The organism is Paenibacillus sp. J31P190, from assembly GCF_059692075.1.
This window is the reverse complement of the sequence record NZ_JCAUAS010000030.1, coordinates 42,103-63,743: the sequence shown is the minus strand read 5'-3', so window position 1 is coordinate 63,743 and position 21,641 is coordinate 42,103. Positions and strand designations below refer to the sequence as shown.

Annotated in this window: 21 protein-coding genes; all 21 read right to left on the bottom strand. The window is 46.6% G+C overall.

What is annotated here, in order from left to right; genetic code table 11:
- Positions 1-62: 62 nt before the first annotated feature.
- Positions 63-227: a hypothetical protein gene (locus AC58U0_RS32470; RefSeq protein WP_497382904.1), complete on the bottom strand. Its 165-nt coding sequence runs from the start codon at positions 225-227 to the stop codon at positions 63-65.
- A 163-nt stretch (positions 228-390) separates the two neighbouring features.
- A complete protein-coding gene (locus tag AC58U0_RS32465; protein ID WP_497382903.1) occupies positions 391-1,233 on the bottom strand; it encodes a tyrosine-type recombinase/integrase in 843 nt (280 codons plus the stop codon).
- A gap of 137 nt (positions 1,234-1,370) precedes the next feature.
- On the bottom strand, positions 1,371-1,691 hold the full coding sequence (locus AC58U0_RS32460) for an HIT domain-containing protein (protein ID WP_497382902.1): 321 nt from the start codon (positions 1,689-1,691) through the stop codon (positions 1,371-1,373).
- A 985-nt stretch (positions 1,692-2,676) separates the two neighbouring features.
- Positions 2,677-3,543 carry a DUF6454 family protein gene (locus tag AC58U0_RS32455; RefSeq protein ID WP_497382901.1) on the bottom strand — a complete coding sequence of 289 codons (867 nt, stop codon included), beginning with the start codon at positions 3,541-3,543 and terminating at the stop codon, positions 2,677-2,679.
- A gap of 88 nt (positions 3,544-3,631) precedes the next feature.
- Positions 3,632-4,444 carry an inositol monophosphatase family protein gene (locus tag AC58U0_RS32450; protein ID WP_497382900.1) on the bottom strand — a complete coding sequence of 271 codons (813 nt, stop codon included), beginning with the start codon at positions 4,442-4,444 and terminating at the stop codon, positions 3,632-3,634.
- Between the two features lie 74 nt (positions 4,445-4,518).
- Positions 4,519-4,650 carry a hypothetical protein gene (locus AC58U0_RS32445; protein ID WP_497382899.1) on the bottom strand — a complete coding sequence of 44 codons (132 nt, stop codon included), beginning with the start codon at positions 4,648-4,650 and terminating at the stop codon, positions 4,519-4,521.
- Positions 4,651-4,813: 163 nt separating this feature from the next.
- Positions 4,814-5,659 (bottom strand): ABC transporter permease, encoded by an 846-nt coding sequence (locus AC58U0_RS32440; protein ID WP_497382898.1) that lies wholly within the window; start codon positions 5,657-5,659, stop codon positions 4,814-4,816.
- The gene (locus AC58U0_RS32435) at positions 5,656-6,819 is read right to left on the bottom strand and encodes an extracellular solute-binding protein (protein ID WP_497382897.1); all 1,164 of its coding nucleotides are present in this window, start codon (positions 6,817-6,819) and stop codon (positions 5,656-5,658) included. Before AC58U0_RS32435 ends, AC58U0_RS32440 begins: the two co-directional genes overlap by 4 nt.
- Before the next feature lie 24 nt (positions 6,820-6,843).
- Positions 6,844-7,875 carry an ABC transporter ATP-binding protein gene (locus AC58U0_RS32430; RefSeq protein WP_497382896.1) on the bottom strand — a complete coding sequence of 344 codons (1,032 nt, stop codon included), beginning with the start codon at positions 7,873-7,875 and terminating at the stop codon, positions 6,844-6,846.
- A gap of 35 nt (positions 7,876-7,910) precedes the next feature.
- Positions 7,911-8,735, bottom strand: a complete 825-nt coding sequence (locus tag AC58U0_RS32425) for an ABC transporter permease (protein WP_497382895.1) — start codon at positions 8,733-8,735, stop codon at positions 7,911-7,913.
- Between the two features lie 40 nt (positions 8,736-8,775).
- Positions 8,776-9,795 carry a LacI family DNA-binding transcriptional regulator gene (locus AC58U0_RS32420; protein WP_497382894.1) on the bottom strand — a complete coding sequence of 340 codons (1,020 nt, stop codon included), beginning with the start codon at positions 9,793-9,795 and terminating at the stop codon, positions 8,776-8,778.
- Between the two features lie 480 nt (positions 9,796-10,275).
- On the bottom strand, positions 10,276-11,154 hold the full coding sequence (locus AC58U0_RS32415) for a hypothetical protein (RefSeq protein ID WP_497382893.1): 879 nt from the start codon (positions 11,152-11,154) through the stop codon (positions 10,276-10,278).
- Between the two features lie 711 nt (positions 11,155-11,865).
- Complete coding sequence (locus tag AC58U0_RS32410) at positions 11,866-13,125, bottom strand: MFS transporter (protein WP_497382892.1); 1,260 nt, start codon at positions 13,123-13,125, stop codon at positions 11,866-11,868.
- A gap of 261 nt (positions 13,126-13,386) precedes the next feature.
- Positions 13,387-14,211 carry an HAD-IIA family hydrolase gene (locus AC58U0_RS32405; protein ID WP_497382891.1) on the bottom strand — a complete coding sequence of 275 codons (825 nt, stop codon included), beginning with the start codon at positions 14,209-14,211 and terminating at the stop codon, positions 13,387-13,389.
- A 36-nt stretch (positions 14,212-14,247) separates the two neighbouring features.
- Positions 14,248-15,582 carry an ABC transporter substrate-binding protein gene (locus tag AC58U0_RS32400; RefSeq protein ID WP_497382890.1) on the bottom strand — a complete coding sequence of 445 codons (1,335 nt, stop codon included), beginning with the start codon at positions 15,580-15,582 and terminating at the stop codon, positions 14,248-14,250.
- 75 nt (positions 15,583-15,657) lie between these two features.
- Complete coding sequence (locus AC58U0_RS32395) at positions 15,658-16,485, bottom strand: carbohydrate ABC transporter permease (RefSeq protein WP_497382889.1); 828 nt, start codon at positions 16,483-16,485, stop codon at positions 15,658-15,660.
- A 16-nt stretch (positions 16,486-16,501) separates the two neighbouring features.
- Positions 16,502-17,431, bottom strand: a complete 930-nt coding sequence (locus tag AC58U0_RS32390; RefSeq protein ID WP_497382888.1) for a carbohydrate ABC transporter permease — start codon at positions 17,429-17,431, stop codon at positions 16,502-16,504.
- Positions 17,416-18,756: an alkaline phosphatase family protein gene (locus tag AC58U0_RS32385; protein ID WP_497382887.1), complete on the bottom strand. Its 1,341-nt coding sequence runs from the start codon at positions 18,754-18,756 to the stop codon at positions 17,416-17,418. Before AC58U0_RS32385 ends, AC58U0_RS32390 begins: the two co-directional genes overlap by 16 nt.
- A 162-nt stretch (positions 18,757-18,918) precedes the next feature.
- Positions 18,919-19,512: a glycerol-3-phosphate responsive antiterminator gene (locus AC58U0_RS32380; protein WP_497382886.1), complete on the bottom strand. Its 594-nt coding sequence runs from the start codon at positions 19,510-19,512 to the stop codon at positions 18,919-18,921.
- 274 nt (positions 19,513-19,786) lie between these two features.
- Complete coding sequence (locus AC58U0_RS32375; RefSeq protein WP_497382885.1) at positions 19,787-20,101, bottom strand: hypothetical protein; 315 nt, start codon at positions 20,099-20,101, stop codon at positions 19,787-19,789.
- A 351-nt stretch (positions 20,102-20,452) separates the two neighbouring features.
- Positions 20,453-21,025: a beta-class carbonic anhydrase gene (locus AC58U0_RS32370; RefSeq protein WP_171690679.1), complete on the bottom strand. Its 573-nt coding sequence runs from the start codon at positions 21,023-21,025 to the stop codon at positions 20,453-20,455.
- Between the last annotated feature and the right edge of the window lie 616 nt (positions 21,026-21,641).

The window sequence follows — 21,641 nt, the reverse complement described above, 5'->3', positions numbered from 1 at the left end:
TAACACATATTGGAACTTTTCTACCCTTTAGCAGTTATTGTGGTATATATCTGCACTTTTTCTCAAATATCATTTACATTTTCCTCCCCACTGATGGGATAGGTACGTACTATCTCCACAATCACTTTCAAACACTCGCTACTCGATAGATCAGCATCATAAACATACCCTTCTATGTATTTGCGCAACTTCTTTATGAGAAACTCTTCTGCCTCCTGGTAATCCATGCACGCAGCTCCTTACCAGCCAATATTATATGTCTTGCTTAGTTTCCCAAAACAGCATGATAACTGGATAATTAAAGTCTTGTTTTGGTCAACTTATTACCGACCTGGACTATAGGTGCTATTAATCTGATTTAAACTATCATTACAAAATGGCAGAGAACACCTAAAAGAATCGACGATAAAGCTCTCTTCTGCGCTCGCCGCGGAGCTGTGCATATATTTGAGTGGTCGATGCCTTCTCATGTCCCAGCATGCCTTGAATGAAATCCAAAGGTGCTCCGTTGTCCAGCAACTGGCACGCATAAGTATGACGAAAACGATGAGGGTACACGTTGGTTGCTACCTCTCCCCGATCTGCAAGCCGTTTTATTGACCACCTGATCGTGGGAATGGCCATCCTGCGAGTAGGATTAGTGTCGGTTACAAACAAGGCTTTACAAGAGTCATTGCGACTTGCCAAATACTTCTTCAACCAGACCTTGCATTCGGTAGTGAAATAAACTTCTCTTTGCTTCGAACCCTTACCATTAACGATTGCAGAGCAATTCTCCCAGTTCAAATCTTCAATGTTTATCTTTTGCACTTCGCCAACTCGGCAACCAGTAGTGTACAGGAACTCTAGAAGAGCTCGTTCCCGCATGGATAGACAAGAGATCTTCAAATGTATCACATCTTCCTCGATTAAAAACTTCGGAATACGTTTTTCCATCTTAGGCTCTCTTAATTTGAGTGATGGGTTTGATGTTAGATAGGTTTCTTCGTATGCAAAGCGAAACAAAGATCTAACAAAGCGGATACGATGTCCTAAACTACTTGGCTTCAATCGATCAGATTGTTTCGCTAAATATTCCTTTAACAGCTGTAGGGTAACATCTGAAATATGGATATCTCCAAGTTCATTAACCAACATTCTTAGCTGCAGGGCGTAAGCTTTTAGAGTTTGTATACTAAATCCCTGGATGCGCTTATCGGCCTCATACAGTTTCCACAATTGACTTATATTCATAATAAAACCTCCCATTAGTCCTATTAAATCTAGGTTTTCTTCTAATGAGAGGTTTTAATCTATTTGTATTGAACTAGCGTATCCGTTAGTGCAACAACATTTGCATCCATAAATAACTCCATATAATTTGATTTCCATTATATCCATCCCTTGATATGGTAATGTACGTGAAACACATCCTGCCCGCCTTTTTCCCCGCAGTTATTATTCATACTCATGCCTTCGAGATTAAACTGACGGTACATCTGCTGTGCAATCTTATGAATGTGAGAGATAACAGTTAGGTCTGCTTCTTCTACGTTCATCAAGGTTGGAATGTGTTTTTTCGGGACAGCCAGCAAATGAACAGGGGCAGAAGGGTCTTTACAGTGAAATACTATAACCTGGTCATCCTCATATTCTACTTTTGCTGGAAGTTTTCTGTCGACAATTTTACAAAAGACGCAGTTCGACTCCATTATACTATCGCCTCCATTTCATTCTTTTTAAAGTACGTATTCTCCAAAAACGAAGTCAAGGAAAAAATGGACAAATCCTCTTTTCATAATATAAGCCCTCTTGTGTATTGAAAACTCAACATCTAATTACTAATCCGATCTGTTGTAATATATACCATATTTTCACTTTCGAGTTGCGCTATTCTGCCCGTTAGCTCAACAGGCTACAGAGCTGCAATCAACTTATACACAGATTAATTTGAGGAGAAGTGAACAGGTTAACAAATCACAACTTTTTGAGCCGTTTCGGCTATGGTAATAATACTTTGTTCTTGTCCAAAAAATCATCTAACTATATAAGTTCTTGTGATATATGTTATTGTACAATAATTCGGCAATAGATATATGTTCTTAGCACTAATATAATTGTTTATTCCTTGTGTGATGACCTTAAATAGTATTTAAATTGGTTTAACTACACTCTGGAAAAGTGAGATAATATGTGAAGAACTCCATCATAGCAATGGATATAGGTTCTTGTCCTTTTACAACAATTGTCTAATGACACAAATCTACCTACATTAACGACACAAATGTTATCTATCCTGTATTATGAATTTGGACCATTTCTAAAACATTCCATTCCTTAATGAAATCTAATCTTTTTTGCGGTTGATCAAAAATCCTCTTCTCAAGAAATGTTTTTTAAGGTGTTTCAAATTGCGGGTAACTTCGATGTTTCCTTTGATATGGTAAAAAAGCCGGACCATTCCCGGACGAGCCTCGTTTCAGCTCGTTCAGAACATATCCGGCATTTTCTTATAAATTATTTTTATGAAGTGCTGAAGGTTGCAACCATAGGTTTTCACGATTGATCTATCAGTGATTGTTTTTCCCAAGCTCTTCCTCTTTCAAGTTTGCACCCACTAAGCAGACTGCTGCGGCGCCTTTTCGTCAATGTGGTACGGGAAAAGTCACCTTGCTAGCCATGAGTCCTACTCCAAGATTATAGTTTATTATTCAAATTGCTTGTTTCATATACCAGCATAGACCCGTGATCGTCATCCGGTACAGCATAAAGACGCAGCTCTTGACCGGCGTTCTCCACGAACACCGGATTACGGGTAATTACGTGTCCTTGCGGAGAAAACTCAGTGATGGGTACTTCATGAATCGTATCCAACGTTTTCGCGTCTATCAGGGCTAATCCACCCAGCTCGAACGGCTTGGAATTGCGACTTGCAGGATTGACCAGCTCAGAGATACCGCTCAAAATCATTTTCCCTTCGCCTACATAATGACCATCTTGATAATCCACAAAGTGACTCGAGTTTTCTTTCACAAGCAGCTGCTGCCCATTTTGGTTCCATTCATAGAACTTGCGCGAACCCCAGCTGTTACCTATAAGCTTTCCATTTTGACCGTCACGGACCAATCCTCCGATATGATCATGGACTCGGAACGATTCTTCTGCTTTCATTGTCTTAGGATCTACTTTGTAAACAATAGATTGGCTGTTGGGTCGGTATTCGGCGACAGGTACCCATATATGATTACCATCGAAATCAATACCACCTGGGTGATAGATGTTCCCTTCACCCAAGAGCATATCATTCACAAGCTTCCCCTGTTTATCAAAGACAAACAGGTGACCGATTCCCTTTCCAGTAGTACGGTCATAGCCGTGCTGGGGCTGGTCATATTTTACTGGCTTTTCGATAAGTTCAACCGAGGACAAATAAAAGAGGTCCCCGATTCGAACCATTCCTTGTGAGTGGTAGTTGTTAAATTGTAGATCAATCTTATCTTTTTGCTCCCATTTCGTGTTGCGTGTAAGATTTCGGAACTGAGCGATGAGTTTCTGGTTATCCATATGTGCTTGTCCTTCCACAGTTAGACTGGGTTTTCTTGATTGTGCTTTTGTTTCTTGATAGTTCAAAATTTTTCAACAAGGAAACCCCTTAAAGCTCTATCCCGGATAGAAATTCAGAATGAATCTTTCCGTTTGAAGCAACCAATGTGTCATGATGCAGCTGATATGGATTACCGTGATTGTCGGTTACTTGACCTCCTGCTTCACGAACAATCAACACACCCGCCGCAGTATCCCAGGGATGTAGACCACTATGCCAGAAGCCGGTCAACCTCCCCATGGCGACCCAGCACAAATCGAGACTGGCTGCCCCATGCATCCGCAGATTGCGGCAGTTTCCCGCCAACTTGTCCATCTGCTTCAAAAGAAGAGAATTAGGTCCCCATTCCTCAGCCTGGAAGCCTGCGGCAAGCAAGGATTCGCCTAATCGTTTTTCTTTTCCCGCTTGGATGGGCTCACCGTTGCGGAAAGCTCCAAAATGTTTTCTGGCATGGAATAATTCATCCGTCAACGGGTTATAAACGACAGCGATGAAAGGTTCCTGATCCCGAACAATGCCTATCGATACAGCAAAATGGGGAATTCCGTGGATAAAATTGGTGGTCCCGTCGATCGGATCAATAATCCAGCCTAGGCCGGATCCCTTTTTCTGCAAGGCTTCATAGGAATTCAACGTACCGTTATCTTCTTCCGACAAAATCCAATGGTCGCTGTAATCCTTTAAAATATGATTCCGCAATAATGATTCGCTGAGCATATCCACTTTAGTTACTAAATCGGAGCCGTTCTTTTTCTCCTGAATGTCTCCTAAATTGCCCACTCGCCCGCGAATGAGATCCCCTGCTTGTTTGGCATACTCTATTGCTGACTGTAGTAAGGTTTGTTCTCTTGCTTGATTCATCATTCATTCATCCTTTACACATGCATCTTGGTTCAGGCTCTATCCGGAGGATTTATCAAATACTGCAATGGATTCTATGTCGGCAGAACATATACGATCATCAATCTGTATGAAGAAAGATCGGTGTTGATTTCCAACGTTACGAGCGGTCCGATCGTCACAGAAGCTTTGCCTGCTGTGATTGCGCGAACGGCTCGGGTTGTCATGCTCTCATCGTCATCGTTGATGTTAAGATAGGTGACCGACACCGGCTCATCGATAAGCTGATCGATAGTTTTCCTCTTGGCTGACTGAGGTGAAACTTATTGGAAATATGCGTTTTCGAAGAAGCAGGCGTCACTTGCCCATGTACATCAAGGATGATTCGGCTCATGATAGTTTCGCGTTCTCTTCTTTAATCATGCTACGGATATAAAAATACCCCATCACGGAGCATAGCAGGAACGTAAAGAAAGCAGTCGCTGCAGCCAGTTGTCTTTCCTGGAATACGTTGAAAATTTGCTCCATCGATACACCCAGCATTTGCGGTGCGTTGGGTCCAAGCAGAAAGGGAGCCGTAAACGAACCGAGAACGCCCATAAATGCAAAGGTGACCGCAACAAGCGTGGTTTTAAAGGTAAGAGGCAGCACAAATCGGAAAAAGATTCGCAAGCCGCCGGCTCCAACGTCCTTCGCGCTTTCGATAACCGAGTTCGGGACTCCGGATAAGGCGGAACCGAGTAGCATGGTCGTAAACGGAATATTAAACCACAATTGGGCAATAATGATCCCTTTCATATCGAAAATGATGCGCGGCAGCGGTCCCGCATGTGCCGTCTCCAAAATGCGGGCGATCCAACCATGGTTGCCCAGCAACTGGATTAAACCGTACGTAGCGATAACGGACGGAATAAAGATGGGAATCATGTACGTTTTGCGAATCAAGCCAGCCAATGCTCCGGTATTGAATCTCATGTATACGGCCAGCGCATAGCTGATGATCAGCACGAGAATGACGGAAATGATCGTAACTTCCAGTGTGAAAATGATGTTTGACCGCATCAGCTTATTTGTAAATAAATATTGATAATTGGACAAATCGTAGCCGCCGGCCTTGTTGGTTAAGCTTTCTTTAAACGAAATGACAATCGGAATGACAACGGTGACGAACAGCAATAAAAAAGAGGGGATTACCATAAGTAATCCCAATATCCCCATTTTTACCTGTTTGCTCATTGGGCAGCAACTTCACTTTGCCAACGTTTATTTATCTCTTTGTCCAGTTCGCCGATATTGAAAGAGCGGAATCCTGCTGCAGCGCCTTTGAAAGCGTCTTGAACGTCTTGCGGCATACTCGAAAGCTGGATGCCCGGGAAGCCGTGCAAGCTATCGACGACGACGGATTGCGCTTCCGGAGACATGACGTAGTTCAGGAATTTATAGACAGCCTCTTTTTTCGTGGAAAGCTGAGGTACCATCAAATAGGCAGGTCCTCCGTTAAACCCTGGCGTAATTTGCGTCATTTTTGTCGATTTTGGCAGTTGGCCTTTAGCGGTTTGATCGAGAACCATATCGGACCATGCCGGAATCATGTCAACTTCTCCGCTAGTAAGCAAATCAAGCGTTCCTTGATTTTTCTTCGGATAAATGCCTTTGCCGTACACATATTTTCCAAGATCATTCAGCAGCGCAAAACCTTGATCCCATTGCTTCAGAATGCTTGGATCGGAACTGTGAATCGCTTCAGTCGGCAATGATTTATAAATTGACGTCGTTACAAAAGAGCTGCCGGAACCGCCGGTGGACGGGTCATTATAAGCGAATTTTTGCGGATTCGCTTTGATCCAAGCGTACAATTCGTCCAAGTTGGCCGGAGGTTTTTTTACTTTGTCGCTGTTATAAGCCAACACGACAGCGGATGAACGATATGGAACAGCCATATTGGAAATATCTTTCATCGTCGAAGGATCAACCTTGCCCAAGTTCGAAATTTTATCGGTGCTTACTGTCTCCCAAAGACCGTCTTTTTGGCCGCGCGTCACAGCTGCCAAGGAGTCTTCAAGGATATCGATATCGCCTGAGCCTTTATTCGCTTGCTTGGCAGCAAGAATGCGGTCATATGTCGGTTGGGATCCCGTGCCGGATGCAGTGAATACCAAATTTACTTTCACATCCGGTACTTGTTTCTCGAATTTAGGAATGACTGCATTCCAGAAATCCTTAACGTTTTGCGAGCTTGTCACATAAAGCGAAATTTCTACAGGCTGTGCAGCAGGCTTGGAGCTGGAAGCGGGATTGACACTTGCAGGGGTCTCTTTCATGCCGCAGCCTGCTAATACAGTACCGGTGATGGTGAATAGAGTCGTAAGCATAATGGCGGTTTTCTTGTTAAACATGGATAAATTCCTCCTTAATAATAGTTAGGATTCCGGAAAAGCAATTACTTTTGCAAAGATTACATCTACTTCTTGGCCAGTATGAAGTTCTTTGACGTTATGACGTGGTTGAAAGGCTCGAATAGTTCCGTGATCCCGCAAATGAATGGATACTTCAGCATAATGCCCCAGTACCATAATCTGCTTGATCGTTCCTGAAAGGCCTTGTCCTTCATTGCCATTTACGGTTACATCTTCAGGACGAATTGCCAGTTTCACATTTCCGGAAAGCTGTTTGTAATTCGGGAATGACTGTTGCCCAACGCTCACCCGATCGCCCGCTACCACCCCCTTAACAAAATTCATTTTACCGATAAATTGCGCGACGAAGAGCGAATTGGGCTCATCATAAATATGCTGCGGCGACGCAATTTGCTCGATGTGTCCATGGTTCATGACGACGATGCGATCGGAGATCGACAGCGCCTCCTCCTGATCATGGGTGACAAACACCATGGTCAGACCTGTATTGGCCTGGATTTCACGCAATTCTTCTCTCATCTCGTGCCGAAGTTTGGCGTCGAGTGCGGAGAAGGGCTCATCCAGCAGCAGAACGGCCGGTTTCAACAGCAGCGATCTGGCAACTGCAATCCGCTGCTGTTGACCGCCGGAAAGCTGAGACGGATATTTGTACTCCGACCCAGGCAATCGGACGAGCTTCAGCACTTCGGATATCGCTTGTTCGATTTCGGCCTTCTTCATTTTTCGTAATTTTAAGCCGAACGCCAAATTTTCGTAAACGGTCATATGCGGCCAAAGATTATAGCCCTGGAATACCATTGAAGTCGGGCGTTTTTCCGGGGGAGCCTGCAGAACGCTTTTGCCTTCAATGAGAATGTCGCCTGAATCCGGGTCGAGAAACCCGCCTATGCTGCGCAGCACCGTCGTTTTGCCGCAGCCGGACGGACCAAGCAGCGTGATCAGCTCGCCTTTAAGAACATCGAGCGAGATGTCGGATACGCCTTCTCCGGTTTTATAGCGTTTTGTCAGTTTTTGTACTGAAAGTTGAATATCCATATTAACCACCTTTTTTATCTGATCCGTTGTCGCTGTCATTTGATTTGAAATCCGCTGGACATAATATCCGCGCTGACGAATCGCTGCGCGACGAGCAGCAGAATGATCGTTGGCGCCGTTAAAATGATCGAGAATACAGCTCCGGCATATGCAGGATAGTCGGCGATGATCGAATACATGACGACCGGCATCGTTTTATAATGAGGGATGCCAACCAGGAATGTGCCTTGCGCCTCATCGAGCGAATTCAAAAACGTAAAGATCGAAGCGACAATAATGCCCGGCATTGCCATTGGAAGCGTGATGCTGCGAAATACTCGAAATGGACTTGCTCCCACATCCCTAGCTGACTCTTCTTGGGCAGCATGAACGTTACGGAACGCGGCCGTCGGAATCCAGGTCATGAACATGAGCACGTTAATCATATGAATCAATACGACGCCTACCAAAGTGTTCATTAAACCAAGCTTGTAGAACAGAACCGCAATCGACACATACAGCCCCATTTTCGGAAATGCGTGCGTGAGCAGAAAGGAAAACAGGAAGAAGCGGCTGAGCGGGAAAGGGATTCGGGCGAACGCGTAGGCGGCCGGAATACAGAGTACAATAGACAATGCAGTCACGATTGAAGCAATAAGAAACGACAATCCAATCGATTTAGCGATATCCTCCTGCTGGAGTACAAACGTCCACCATTTCAAAGACCATTGGTGCGGAAGTACATCTGGATAGTTCCATGTGCCGGTGAAGGCCAAAATGGCTAAATTCAGCAGAGGTCCTAAGAAGAAGATAATAAATACTACAAGAACGATAAATTCAATAATTTTACGAGGACCTAGCCCTTTTAAATACCAACGCATAAGGAATTCACTTCTTTCAGATGAAATGATTTATTTATGATTAATCCTCCAATATTTTTGCTTTTGTAGAATTTCTGATTTTAAGTACAGCAGAAAACACTTGCATTTTGGTCTGTCTGGTATGTCCATGTATACATTCGTCTAGCATCAATACCGCCTCATGGCCCATTCTTGTTTTGGCGCTGTGAACGGTAGTTAAAGATGGATTGGACATCGCCGCATAATCAATATCGTCAAACCCTACGACTTCAATGTCTTTGGGGACTTGCAGCCCTTTTTCGTAAATGGCCTTTATTGCTCCCAGTGCAATCATGTCGTTTGTTGCAAAAATGGCTTGGAAATTATGGGAACGTTCCCATAGAGTTTGAAAAGCTTTGTAACCTTCTTCAAATTGCGAGGAATCAGCGTAGTAAATTTGATTTTCATCTAATTCAATACCGTTTTGGTTATATGTCTTCCGAAAGCCTTGTAACCTTAAAAAGTGACTGCGGTGCTCCTGAGGTCCGGCTATGACGGCAATTCTTGTCAGTCCGATAGACAGCATGTGTTCAGCTGCCAGCTCTCCGCCCTGCTCATCGTCATTGACGAGGTGAATCACGTCACTGTCATCAGATGTCCCGTTAACCATAACAAACGGAATTTGTGAGTTCTTAAAATAATAAACCAATTCCTGATTCAGCCGGCTTATCAGTATAAGCCCATCCACCCGTTTCTCTAGCAAAAAATCCGCTGACCTGCTAGTTATTTCTTTATCCGTCATGACAAATATCGAGTACCCTAATTCCGATGCCTTTTCCAGTATAGCATCCAATATTTTTCCATAAAATGGATGGGAGGCAATCGGATGATGCTGTCGGTAAATAATAACGCCGATATTTTTGGTGTGGCGGGAAACCATGGCACGGGCTATAGCATTGGGTTTATATTGCAGTTTCTCAATGGCAAGGAGCACTTTTTTACGCGCATCAGAACCTACATAGCCTGTATTGGATATCACGCGTGAAACAGTTGACTTCGATACCCCCGAAATATTTGCAATGTCTTTGATCGTGTAATTCAATAAATAAAACACCTCTTTTCATGTGGGAAGGTTCCCACATCACCGACTAGTAATTTAAAATTTCTTATAACATTATTCTACTGATGAATTGTTTGAAGACAATTAACTGTGTATGAAGACATTGTAAATTGTTCTAAGTAAATAGAGAGGCATATCCAACGATAGAATTCGCCGTTAGAATGATACAGTGATCTTAGACATATAGGGCGATTTCACTTTGATGCTGCTAGGGGAAATTGAGAGAACAAGCCTCTCTTAAAGTTTCTTTTAGAAATAAGCTCTGGCACCGTTACTAAGGAATATCCTTTTTGCTTCAAAAAGGCGATAATTTGTTGACACAAATCTCCTCTACATAAAAATAAATAAGCCTGATTTCTCAAGCTTTGCTGAAAAGATTATGTTGGCACATTTGTGTCATTGGACAGCTCCATAGAAGAGTCCTTCATTGAACTAACGTTTCCGTTAGTTTAATAAACTTTGCTATCTTAAACCTACGAAATCAAAAAGGCCATACAAAATCTGTAAACTTCTTATTGGGCTTAGTTCTCCTTCTTTTTGCTCTAAGTTATCTATGGCAAGATGTGCCCGCCGATGTGTCTGATCCAAAAAACCTCCACCAAACCCATGACAACCCCGTGCTAATGCCCATCCGAAGGCTCTACATTTATTTCTTCTCATCATAGTAGCTTTCATTCCAGTTGAACGTTTCCAAGCCCACAATATTGCCAAGTTTATAAAATAAAAGACTTCATCTTTCCAGTCTTCTGGAGGAACAGTAAAACCTTCACTCCCTAAGAGTTGCCCCATTTCCTCAGCAGTCAAAATATAAGGTCCGTTCAATATATCATATCCCATTCTGTCTCGCACTGTAGGAATATGCATAAATGGTTCTATATAATTGGGGTTTGAATTCCAAAAACTTCGATCAAGCTCTGATGCATACATAGGAATTTGAAGGAGCTCTGACCTTACAATATCCTTCTCACTTACTGCAGGAAACTCCGAAAGCTCTTTGGCAGTATTTCCAGATACTTTTTCAATATATTCGAGCCAATACCCACTCTCATCTTCAATATTAAGATGCTTTAGCATTGGCTTTATCTCATAAAATAATTTTACAACTTGTTGGTGAATCTCAATTGGAGCAAAACCGGTTTTAACAAAACCAGAAAACTTTTGGTTTTCATTAAAACATATAACGAGAGATTCGCAATCTGTGTGTGGTGAAACCATAATTGAATTGGTATCGTTAATGTTAATCTGCCACTCGTGACTCCTTGCGTAATCTTCAATGTAACGTAATATTTTGACTTCATTTACTTTTTTAGCAGTGCCTTCATAGTTTATCGTAGTTCCCATTCTCCGCCTCCGCCAATTCATTTTATTGGTAGTGTTCTTTTCTAAAATAACTCAAGTATCCTGCCAGTTTGCATAGAAAAGGCCCCGCCGATCCAGTCTGTAGGCGTTATTGAGCTATCGTACCCGTTGGAGCATAATGAACTCTTTCACTGGCTACCTATATTTTAGGAGGATAAGGCTTATCCCATATAATGCAAATAGTACCCATGGCGATATGTAAATAAAGAAAATACAAGTTATAATATCTAGCATTGGACTCTTGCTCCTTGAGGCTTGTCAAAAGAAACCTCAATCAATTTTCTTAATTGAAAATTACCATACCCATATTTTAACATAAGGTTGAAGATAACTGCCCGTTTGCGTAGCGAAGTGCCGCCATTGGACCGCTCCTCGGGTATTTAACTATCGTTCACCGTACTTCAACGGACAACGACAGGCGATCGTGTGCCGGCTGCCGTTGTATTGTGATTGATCTATAGTTCTCCGTTAGCTTAATCACTAAAGTCTCCTGCAATCCGTCGGGAATTAGATAAGGTTCTTGTCATCCTGCATGAATAATCATTCTAAACAGTTCTATCTCTGTAATCAGTATATATTCTTGGACTCATTCGGCAATCACAAATAGGCGGCTGCCCCTTTAGAGTATTGTCCAATAAAAATGCCCGGGGTTTCCCGGGCGGTGTAATCGCGCTTTTATTCATATGTTATGGGTCATACCGCCGCCTGCTCTTCAGAGACGGCCCTTCTTTTTCGAAACACGATCAGGATAAGAAGGCAAGGAACGAAGCACATCAGGCCGCATGCGATAAAGGCTCCGTCAGCGCCGAACCTGTCAGCTATAAAACCGGTGAACAAACTGCCTACCGGTGCGGACCCGGCAAGCACGAGCGAGTAGACGCTCGTGACCCTTGCGCGGTATTCATCCTTAGAATGAATTTGCAATGTGGAGTTGCAGCTGGTCGCGAACAAAATGTCAAAAACTCCGGTACAAGCAAGAAATATGCCGGTTAAATAGGGCGATTCCGTCAAACCGATCAGGCACAAAAATAACGAAATCATCATGGAAGCGACAATGATCACTTTCATACTGGGGCCTTTTTTGCTTCGGAGAGACATCGTTAGCGCCCCGACGAGAGAACCGACGCCAAGACAGGACATCAATAGCCCGTAGGTTTGTTCCTGCATGTGAAGGACGCCTTTGGTGAATACCGGAATTAATATACTGAAATTATAAGCGAACGTACCGATAATAGCGACAAGCAGCAGGGTCAGAGCCAGAACAGGGTCTTTTGCTATGTACACCATACCGTCCTTGATTTCCTTGAACATGCTGACATCCTTTTTCTTTTCCCTCACGTAAGAAGTCGTCTTGATGCGCAGCAATCCGTAAATGACGGCCAGATAGCTGATCCCGTTCAGCAGGAAACACCATCCCGGTCCAAGCAGAGCCATCATTGCAACTCCGATAGAAGGACCTAATATTCTTGCAAGATTAAACGTCGTTGAGTTCAAGGCAATCGCATTCATTAAGTCTTCCTTGCCTACGATTTCGATATTGAACGATTGCCATGTCGGCAAATCAAACGTATTCGTTAATCCGAGAATGAGAGCTAATATGAGGATATACTCGTATTTTATCGTATCAGTAAACGCAAGAATTGATAACAGTAGCGCAAGAATCATGGAGATTGTCTGGGTAACGATCAAAATGCTTTTCTTTGGAAATTTATCAATGATTGTCCCCGCAAACAGCGAAAAGCAAGTGATCGGCAAAAATTGTATCGTTCCAACAAGCCCTAATAAAAAAGGCGATCCTGTCAAAGTCAATACGAGCCATGTTTGCCCGATATTTTGCATCCACTTGCCAATCAGTGAAATGCATTGACCTATCAAGAAATAGCGATAATTTGGATGGGTCAGAGCGTGAAAATGATTGTTAATTAACCGCTCGCCCATAGATTTGATGCTCAAGAGGCTCACCTTCCTGCATGTTATGTCATGTTGTTTCCTTGTTGTTCTTCGCCGTTTCTTCGTACAAGCGAGCGGCGTGATTCCCATTTTCTATCAATACCGATAAGGCCACCGCTTTTCTTCATAAAAAATCAAATAAAAAACTCACCCCCCGCACCAAGAAGACGTGCAAGGCTGGCCTCCCTAGGCCGATTCCCCTCCACACACCTTCTTGCTTGCGACGAGTGAGCCGCTATTCGGTTATCTCTGCTCGGCCTGTGCTCACACCCTCGACCAGACGGACACTTCCTTCCCGCTATCTGTGTACCAGTCGTAGAGCGATTGCATGTCCCGCACGCTCCAATCTGGATCTTCGCCCTCAGGAGCCGGGCTATTCCCGGCGATCCAGACCGACCACATACCGGCCTTCCGGGCACCTCGGATATCCGTATCCAGATTGTCGCCCACCATCACGCATTGCTCCGGCTCGCATCCATAGATCTGCATGCCGCGGATGAATAAATAGAGCTCCGGCTTGCCGACGACCTCGGCCGCCACCCCGCATACCGCCTCGATCGCAGCGACCAGCGAGCCCGTCTCCGGCACGCGCACGCCATGCGGCCCCGGGTGGTGCAGGTCCGGATTGGCCGCCACGAGCCGTGCTCCGCGCCCCGTCTCGGCCGCGATGCACTGCAGCTTCTCATAGGAAAACTCCACGTCCCGGCTGACGGCGACGAAGTCCGCCGTCTCCGGCGCGAGATCTGGCAGCACCGTATGCCCGCAGGCGCTGATCGCCTGCCGCAGCGCCTCGGAGCCGGCTACCTTTACCTTAACTGGCCCGTAGCGATCCAGCAAATAATGCCCGACAGCGTCCGCCGCAGTCACCACCTCGCGGGGATCCGCCTGAAAGCCGAACCTCCGCAGCTTCGCGGCGACCTCCTCGGCCGTTTGCCGCGAATTATTCGTAATAAAGCCGATCTTCTTGCCTTCCGACCTCAGCTGTTCGAGTAACTGTATGGCACCTGGCGCAGGTGCGTCGCCGTAATAGACGCACCCGTCCAGATCAAAGAAATAAGCTTGAATGTGTGTCAATGGCCTGACGTTCACTTCGTCCGCCCTCCGTTCCTCTGCCGCAAGGGCCTGCTATTTATTCAGCATCGCATTGGATGCATCAGCCGCGTCCTTGACCGCTTGATCGACCGTCTTCTGCTGCAGAAGAGCCGCCTGGATGTTATCCTGCACGATCTTGTACACCTTGGACCCCGACGCCCCGGGGAAGCTGTACCAAGGCACCATGTCGTTAACCTGGTCGTAGGTGGCCTTTGCCGTCGGTGTCTTCTTGAGAAATTCGCCCATCAGGTCCGGCTGCTCGAGGGCGCTCTTGTGGGTCACCATGTAGCCGCTCTCCTGCGCCACCATTGTCGTCGACTTCGTAGAGGTGGCGAATTTGATAAAGTCCCAAGCCGCCTCCTGCTTCTTCGGATCCTTAGACAGCATGAACAGATTGTTGCCGCCTGCCGGCACGACTCGCGGCTTGCCGTCCGTCGTCGGGAAGGTCGTAGTGCGCAGATCGAACTTGGACTGATTGCGGATTCCTTTCAGTGCCGCCGCTGACGTCACGTACATCGAAAGGTTGCCGGCATAGAAGCTCTGCTCCGCTTGCGTGGCATCCAGATTCGGCATCGATTTATCCACGTTTAGCAGATCGACCCAGTATTGAAGCGATTTGCGGCCTGCCTCGTCATTGAAGCCCACGCTCTTCAGATCCTTGGCCATCATATGTCCTCCGGCACTCTCTACCATCGCCTGATACAACCAGTTGCCTGTGATCGAATATTTGAAATAGATCCCATAGCGTCCGTTTTTCGTAAGAGCCTTGGATGTCTGGCGCAGCTCGTCCCACGTCTTTGGCGGTTGTTCGGGGTTCAAACCCGCTTCCTTGAAGTGGTCGGCGTTGTAATATACGATCGGTGTGCTGACAGCGAACGGAAGCGCCACCTGCTTGCCACCATCATCCTTGCCTAACGCCAGCATCGAGGGGTAGAAGTCGGACATGTCCGTTTTCTCCTGATCGATAAACTTTTGCAGCGGCACAACCGGTAGCGTATTGATAGCAAAACGCGTATAGACGAAGCCGTTGGTGAATACATCCGGCAGCTGCTTGGCTACTGCCTGCGTTTGAATCTTCTCGATTATCCCCTCGTAAGATCCTTGAACGAAGACGGGCTTCACGCGCACCTTATTTTGTGACTTGTTATACTCCGTCACCAACTTCTCGATCATATCGCCTGGTTGTTCGTACAGGAACTCAATCTCTACCGGCTCTCCACCCGTCGCTGGCACTGCGCTGCTGGTCACCCCTGTTTCCCTGGGAGCCGGCGATGCCGTCTTCGTGCCTCCTCCGGATGTGCAGCCTGCCAGTAAAACCGCCGATACCGTCGTCGCAACCAAAAGCTTTGATGCTATTTGAATCATCATAATGAATGTCGTCCTCCTCAAATTTGGAAAATAATGAATGAACTCGCACTGATACAGCCTTCAGTCTTTAAGTATTTAGCCTTTCAGCCCGCTATTCGCGAACCCTTCGATAAAATAACGCTGAGCCGCCATATACAGCCCGAGAATCGGGAGGGTGGAAAGCGTCGCCACTGCCATCGTTGGCACCCAGTCCAACGACTCCTCTTTGCGGAACTGAACGAACGCGACCGGCAGCGGTTGCATCGCCTTGTCGTTCAACACCAGCAGCGGCCAGTGGTACTCGTTCCAGTTGCTCACGAATAGAATAACCGCTAGCGCGCTCATCACCGGCCCCGACATCCGTAGGTACACATGCCACAGCGAGCCAAAGGGGCTGCAGCCGTCGATGGTCGAGGCTTCTGCAATCTCGCGAGGTAGAGTCAAGAACGACTGGCGCAGCAGGAAAATCGCGTAACCACTAGCGATATGCGGCACAATAACCCCGGAGAATGTATTGATCCAATCCAGCCCGTTGACGATCATATACACGGGCACCATCGTCACTTGAGACGGGATCATCATCGTCATGAGTACGAAGAAGAACAATGCATCCCGTCCTCTGAAGCGGTAATGAGCGAAGGCATAGGCCGCGAGCACGCCGACCAGGAGCTGGCCGCTCGTCGTCAGGACGGCGATTAGCACGCTGTTCATCGTCCACTGGACGATGGGCGTCTGCTCGAACACCTTTAAGTACCCGCCGAAACTAAATTCACTCGGCCAGAACAAAGCGCTCGTAAAGACCGAGTCCGGTTGCTTGAACGAGGTCGCCAACATCCACAAGAGCGGAACGAGCATCACGAAGGCGACCGCAAGCAGAAAGGCATGCTTTAAGCCTTCCTGCACCTGTTTGAACACGCGAGTCATAGGGAATCTCCTTTCTTTACTGGTAATGGACATGTTTCTGTCCGTATTTTAACTGGATAAAGGTTAGACCCGCGACGAAGAGAAACAGCAGCGTGGACGAGGCGGTAGCGACTCCGACATTGAAGAATTGGAATGCCTCTTGATAAATCTGGTACACCAGCACGTTGGAAGCGTTGTTGGGACCGCCGCGAGTAATCACCTGGATCGTCGCAAAGACTTGGAATGAAGAGATCACGCTCATCACCGTGATGAAAAACGTCACCGGTGACAGTAGCGGTACTGTGACATTACGGAATTGCGACCACCAGCTCGCTCCATCCATGGCAGAGGCCTCGTACAGGCCTCGGTCGATCGACTTGAGCCCCGAGATGTATAGGACCATGTTGTAGCCAAAGTTTTTCCAGATACCAATGATCGCCAGGGCCCACAGCACATAATTGGGATCGTTCAGCCAGTTGGGTCCGGTGATCCCAATCATCGCGAGCAGACGGTTGATCGCTCCGATATCCGGGTTGTACAGCAGGCTCCACACGACGCTTATGATACCGATGGAGGTGACGACTGGCAGGAAGAACAGGAGCCGATACAGCTTCTTTCCCCGCAGCAGGCTTTCCACCGTCATCGCCAGCACAAGCCCGAGAAGCATGGAGATGGGCACGGTCCAGAGCACATAGACCGCAGAATTGCGCACCGAGATCCAGAATACCTCATCCTGCAGCAGAGCGGCGTAATTGCTCAAGCCTACGAACGTCTTATCCGGGCTGATCATATTCCACTCGTGAAAGCTTAGAAACAGCGAAAAGACGAGCGGGTAGACGAAAAACACTGCAAATAGCGCTAAAGCAGGAATCAAAAACCAGTAAGGCACAGCCTTCCGCCATGTGAGTCCCGTCAGATGCTTGCGGGTCTTATTGCGTTTCTGCGCCAAACTCAACGCGCTCTCCATCCGCTGTCACCCTCTTTCCACAATTCGTCCAGCGCTTGCCCGTCCAGATCGGGCAGCTCCTCACCGATCAGTCTCAGCACCGTTGGAGCGACATCGATGGCACGCATCTCCGGCAAGCGGACCCCGGAGCGGATCGACGGTCCGGCGGCGACGAAGATCGCCTTCATGGATTCATGCTGAGGCGTATACCCGTGCATCGCTTTGAACTTACCGCCTCCTATCACCTCGCCCTCCTCGTGGCGGAATTGTACAAAATAGCCGAGCTTCATTTCGATCGCAAAGTCCGGGCGATGCTCATCCAGCTCGGAGTCACCCGGCAAGCCGAATTCGGCGAACCGCTCGGGCTCAATCACTTGCGCGACGCCCTCCGTGCTCGTAAGCAGCCTCCGCAGTTCGGCCCGCATGTGTTCCCGCTCCTCGGCATCCTCTTCGAGCAGATATAGGTAGCATGAGCCACCGTTGGAGACGGCCATCGCCTTGCTCGCCGATAGATCAACCGGATTGAGGTATCCCAACTGCTTCAGCAGCACATTCGGATAAAAGGTGTGTGTCGTATCCGCCAGGCCGTGGTCGGAGAGGACGAATAGGTCCGTTTGCTCCCAGATGCCTTCTTCCTTCAGGCACCGAATCAGGTCACCGATCCGCTCGTCAACGTACTCCAGCGACCAATACGCCTCCGGTGAGCTAGCTCCGAAGTCATGCTGCACGCTATCCGCCAGCAGATAATGCAGGAGCAGCAGGTCCGGCTTACGGGTTCGGATTAGATGCTTGGCCACCTCGGTGGACAACCAGTCCTGCATCTGCCCTTGGTTATGCTTCTGGCTCCACTCGCCGTATTTGTGCACCGGCAATCCCACCTCGCGCAACTCCTCCATCAACCCCGGCGTACAATACTCATCGAACAGATGCTGGTCGAAAAATTCAGGAATGTTCCAGTTGATGGAGGCTGCTTCCCGCGTTCTCGGCCAGCAGATGGACGCCGTCGTCCAACCCTGCCGCTTGGCCGCATCGTAGATCGTCTCCCGCCGCACTGCCTCCTCCTTTGTCCACATCCGCTCGGCGAAATGCTCGCCGACCCTGCGGTTCGATCGGTCAATCACCCAATTGCCCAACACCCCATGCTTGCGCGGGAACGTCCCGGTTACCAGGCTTGTATGAATTGCCCAGGTTGCCGTCGGGAAGATGCTGACCATCGCTTCGGCCCGGGCACCTTGCTGGATGAGGCTGCGAAGATGGGGCATCCGCACCTGAGGATCGTCCAGATAGTGATTGCCCATGCCGTCAATGCTGATGATAATTACACGCTTATCAGTAGCTTGCTTCATTGTTCATATCCTCCTTGAGTTGCCGTTTTTTTCGGTTGCGGTACGGATTTCGGGTAAAAAACAAAAAAAAGAAAAAGTCCGTTAACAAACAGGCGATTACGCCTATCCGTTATCGGGAGCTTTCTCTTAGTCGTCACTCCGAACAACCGAAATTCGGTCAGATTATGAAATTAGGTGTAAATCTTCGAACGTGATATTCCACAATGCTTGACTGCTTACGGATAAGGAAGTCGCACCCGCTTGCAGAATATCTGCCGCTTCGTTCGCGGTCTGGATGAGCCCGCTAGCGATAATCGGAATATGGTCCAGCGTGTCGGAAAATTGCCGCACGACCTTAGGAACGACTCCCGGCATCAGCTCGACGGCATCGGGCAGCAGCGAATTCGCCAGCCTCAGCCCGTTCTCGAGCGCCAAGGAATCCAAGATAAACAAGTGAAGCACACCGTATAGGCCGACTTTCTTCGCTTCCTTGATCTGATGGCTCTTGGGGGAAACAATGCCATCCGCGCCTACGTATTCGGCGATGAAGCCGACGGCTTCCTTATCCGTACTGGATAACCCGCGGATCAGATCGATATGGACGAATGTGCCTTTGCCTGCGGCTTTGGCAACCCGTACGGCATTGATGATTTCATGAATGGTGCCTCCCATGAAAAAGAGGTTGTCCACCCGGCTCTCAATCGCCGCCTGAACATCACTCGTCTCCCTTATGGCGGCGATGATCGGTTTTTGCCCGATTCGGTGAAGTAACGTCACGCGTCCCAGTTCCCTTCATTGCTTGTTCCTGTATTCATCTTAGATCGGAATTGTTAGCGGAATATCAACGGAATATTTCGTTTTTGTAAATGAAACTTATACTAAGCGCAAAGCACGATGGAGCGAACGCTTATCCGAAGGCGTTCAACGTAGACAGTTTAATCGCAATCCCTTCACTTTTCTGCAACAATTGGAGGAGCAATGGGATCAAACTTCAGATGTTCGTTGATTATTCCGTCGTAGAAAAAAAAACTTCGTGCCGGGGAGGATCTCCCTAGGGACTCCATTTAATTATGGATTTAACAAGACCCGGCGTCATAATGTCGTCATCCCACAAAGGCGTTTGTACCCTAACCCGACTGCTGTGACCGCCATTTTTTAAGCCGCCAAGCTCCAAGCCCATAACAACAATGTAGGGGATTCGCTCTTGTTTGGATTGTCCAACTTCATAGGAAACGATAAACTTTTTAACTTCCGAAACAATAAAAGGTTTGATACGTCCGTAGTCTTCATCATCCTCTTTGACATACCAAGTATAACTCTTTTCGAGATGAACGAACTTTCTTTTTCCCTTTGTATTAACGCCCATTTTTGTCGTCCCCCCTTATCGTATTTAATTCCATCAATATGCTATTGATATGATAATTCCCCCATTCAGGTAGGATATCTGTTTTACCAAACATATAGCCTTCTCCAATGTCGTATGGATCCAGTACTATTAACCCCTCCTCATCTGTAATGACCGTGCAGAGTTACCAGTATCATTATAATCTACTTTTTGAGCTATCCACCACGCTATACTGCCCGTTAGTTGAGCAAAGGCTGCCGATTTTGCCGGCAGCCTTTGCTTGATAGTGTATGTAACTAACGTTTCTCGATAGCTCAGTATTCCCAGAATAGCGTTTCGTGATCTAAGAAGGCTTCATTCAATTCGGATTCCCTACGATTCCTTATGTTTATAACCGTCCACTATTAAATCCAACTTTCCTGTTTCCGGGTCGATTACAAGGCCATGAACTGGAATGTGTTTTGGCAGGAGGGGATGGTTCTTGACCGTTTGCACGCTTCCTTTGACGGAATCTTCAACACTATCGAAACCGTGTAGCCACTGTTGCAAATTAATTCCGGAACTTTCGAGGGTGTCGATAGTCTCGGAAGATATGCCGTTCTCCTTCATTTTATTAATGGTTTCGCCAGGGTCAATACAGCTCATCCCGCAATCATGATGTCCTACCACAAACACTTCATCGGCATTTAATTCATATACAGCAACAATAACGCTACGCATAACGCTGCCAAATGGATGCAAAACAATCGCTCCAGCATCTTTAATGATTTTGGAATTTCCATCCTTAATATTTAACGCTCGGGGAAGAAGGTCGGTAAGCCTTGAGTCCATACAAGTTACAACAACCATCTTTCTATCTTTGAATCTAGAAGCTTTATATTTTTCAAATTCCTTCTTCTCTACAAACTCCGAGTTAAAATGTAACATATCATAAAGTCGGTCCAAGCTTCTCACCTCAATTTCTCTCTTGATATCTTATAATCTTATCATAACCTACGAAGCACCCTCAACATGCCAAACCTTATTCTTATTAGATGGTTTCGATAAATGAATCTAGTCCTGCAACATCCATGAAAAGCAAAAGAACCATCAGAAGCGCTACCAGTACGCAACTGACGATACTGTCGTAATAATTGGTAATGTAGGGTTTTGAACCCCTGTCCAGTACTTTAATGTTGTGGTTTTGCATGACTAGGGTTCAAAAAAGTGAACAATAGCTTGCCAAAACCACAATCCCTCGTGAAAGACCATAGGGGCGAAATAATTCCACTCTCCGAAATCTGGCAAATCGAACCTGCCGACATTGCAAGTAAATGTTCTATCGTAATGAGGGATTTCCAATCATCCTCCTGAATACCGATCAGGTGTCTGCTCTCTTAGCCATCATTCCATTATTGTCAATCATAGATCACACTCCGCTTTGGATATATTTACTCTATTCTACGTCATAACCAGGAACAAGGTAATGTTCGATTTTAACAGTTTGTTGGTCTTTGTCTCTCCCTACAAGCTACCATGCCATCATAAATCTGTCATTCGTCACAGTATGCTACCAGTTAGC

Bases quoted from the DNA above. Each gene is read 5' to 3' on its own strand.
- AC58U0_RS32390 (WP_497382888.1), bottom strand. From the start codon at position 17,431: ATGGAGAGCGCGTTGAGTTTGGCGCAGAAACGCAATAAGACCCGCAAG.
- AC58U0_RS32395 (WP_497382889.1), bottom strand. From the start codon at position 16,485: ATGACTCGCGTGTTCAAACAGGTGCAGGAAGGCTTAAAGCATGCCTTT.
- AC58U0_RS32415 (WP_497382893.1), bottom strand. From the start codon at position 11,154: ATGGGAACTACGATAAACTATGAAGGCACTGCTAAAAAAGTAAATGAA.
- AC58U0_RS32385 (WP_497382887.1), bottom strand. From the start codon at position 18,756: ATGAAGCAAGCTACTGATAAGCGTGTAATTATCATCAGCATTGACGGC.
- AC58U0_RS32455 (WP_497382901.1), bottom strand. From the start codon at position 3,543: ATGGATAACCAGAAACTCATCGCTCAGTTCCGAAATCTTACACGCAAC.
- AC58U0_RS32430 (WP_497382896.1), bottom strand. From the start codon at position 7,875: ATGGATATTCAACTTTCAGTACAAAAACTGACAAAACGCTATAAAACC.
- AC58U0_RS32450 (WP_497382900.1), bottom strand. From the start codon at position 4,444: ATGAATCAAGCAAGAGAACAAACCTTACTACAGTCAGCAATAGAGTAT.
- AC58U0_RS32460 (WP_497382902.1), bottom strand. From the start codon at position 1,691: ATGGAGTCGAACTGCGTCTTTTGTAAAATTGTCGACAGAAAACTTCCA.
- AC58U0_RS32470 (WP_497382904.1), bottom strand. From the start codon at position 227: ATGGATTACCAGGAGGCAGAAGAGTTTCTCATAAAGAAGTTGCGCAAA.
- AC58U0_RS32465 (WP_497382903.1), bottom strand. From the start codon at position 1,233: ATGAATATAAGTCAATTGTGGAAACTGTATGAGGCCGATAAGCGCATC.
- AC58U0_RS32375 (WP_497382885.1), bottom strand. From the start codon at position 20,101: ATGGGCGTTAATACAAAGGGAAAAAGAAAGTTCGTTCATCTCGAAAAG.
- AC58U0_RS32440 (WP_497382898.1), bottom strand. From the start codon at position 5,659: ATGAGCAAACAGGTAAAAATGGGGATATTGGGATTACTTATGGTAATC.
- AC58U0_RS32435 (WP_497382897.1), bottom strand. From the start codon at position 6,819: ATGTTTAACAAGAAAACCGCCATTATGCTTACGACTCTATTCACCATC.
- AC58U0_RS32425 (WP_497382895.1), bottom strand. From the start codon at position 8,735: ATGCGTTGGTATTTAAAAGGGCTAGGTCCTCGTAAAATTATTGAATTT.
- AC58U0_RS32400 (WP_497382890.1), bottom strand. From the start codon at position 15,582: ATGATGATTCAAATAGCATCAAAGCTTTTGGTTGCGACGACGGTATCG.
- AC58U0_RS32445 (WP_497382899.1), bottom strand. From the start codon at position 4,650: ATGACAACCCGAGCCGTTCGCGCAATCACAGCAGGCAAAGCTTCTGTG.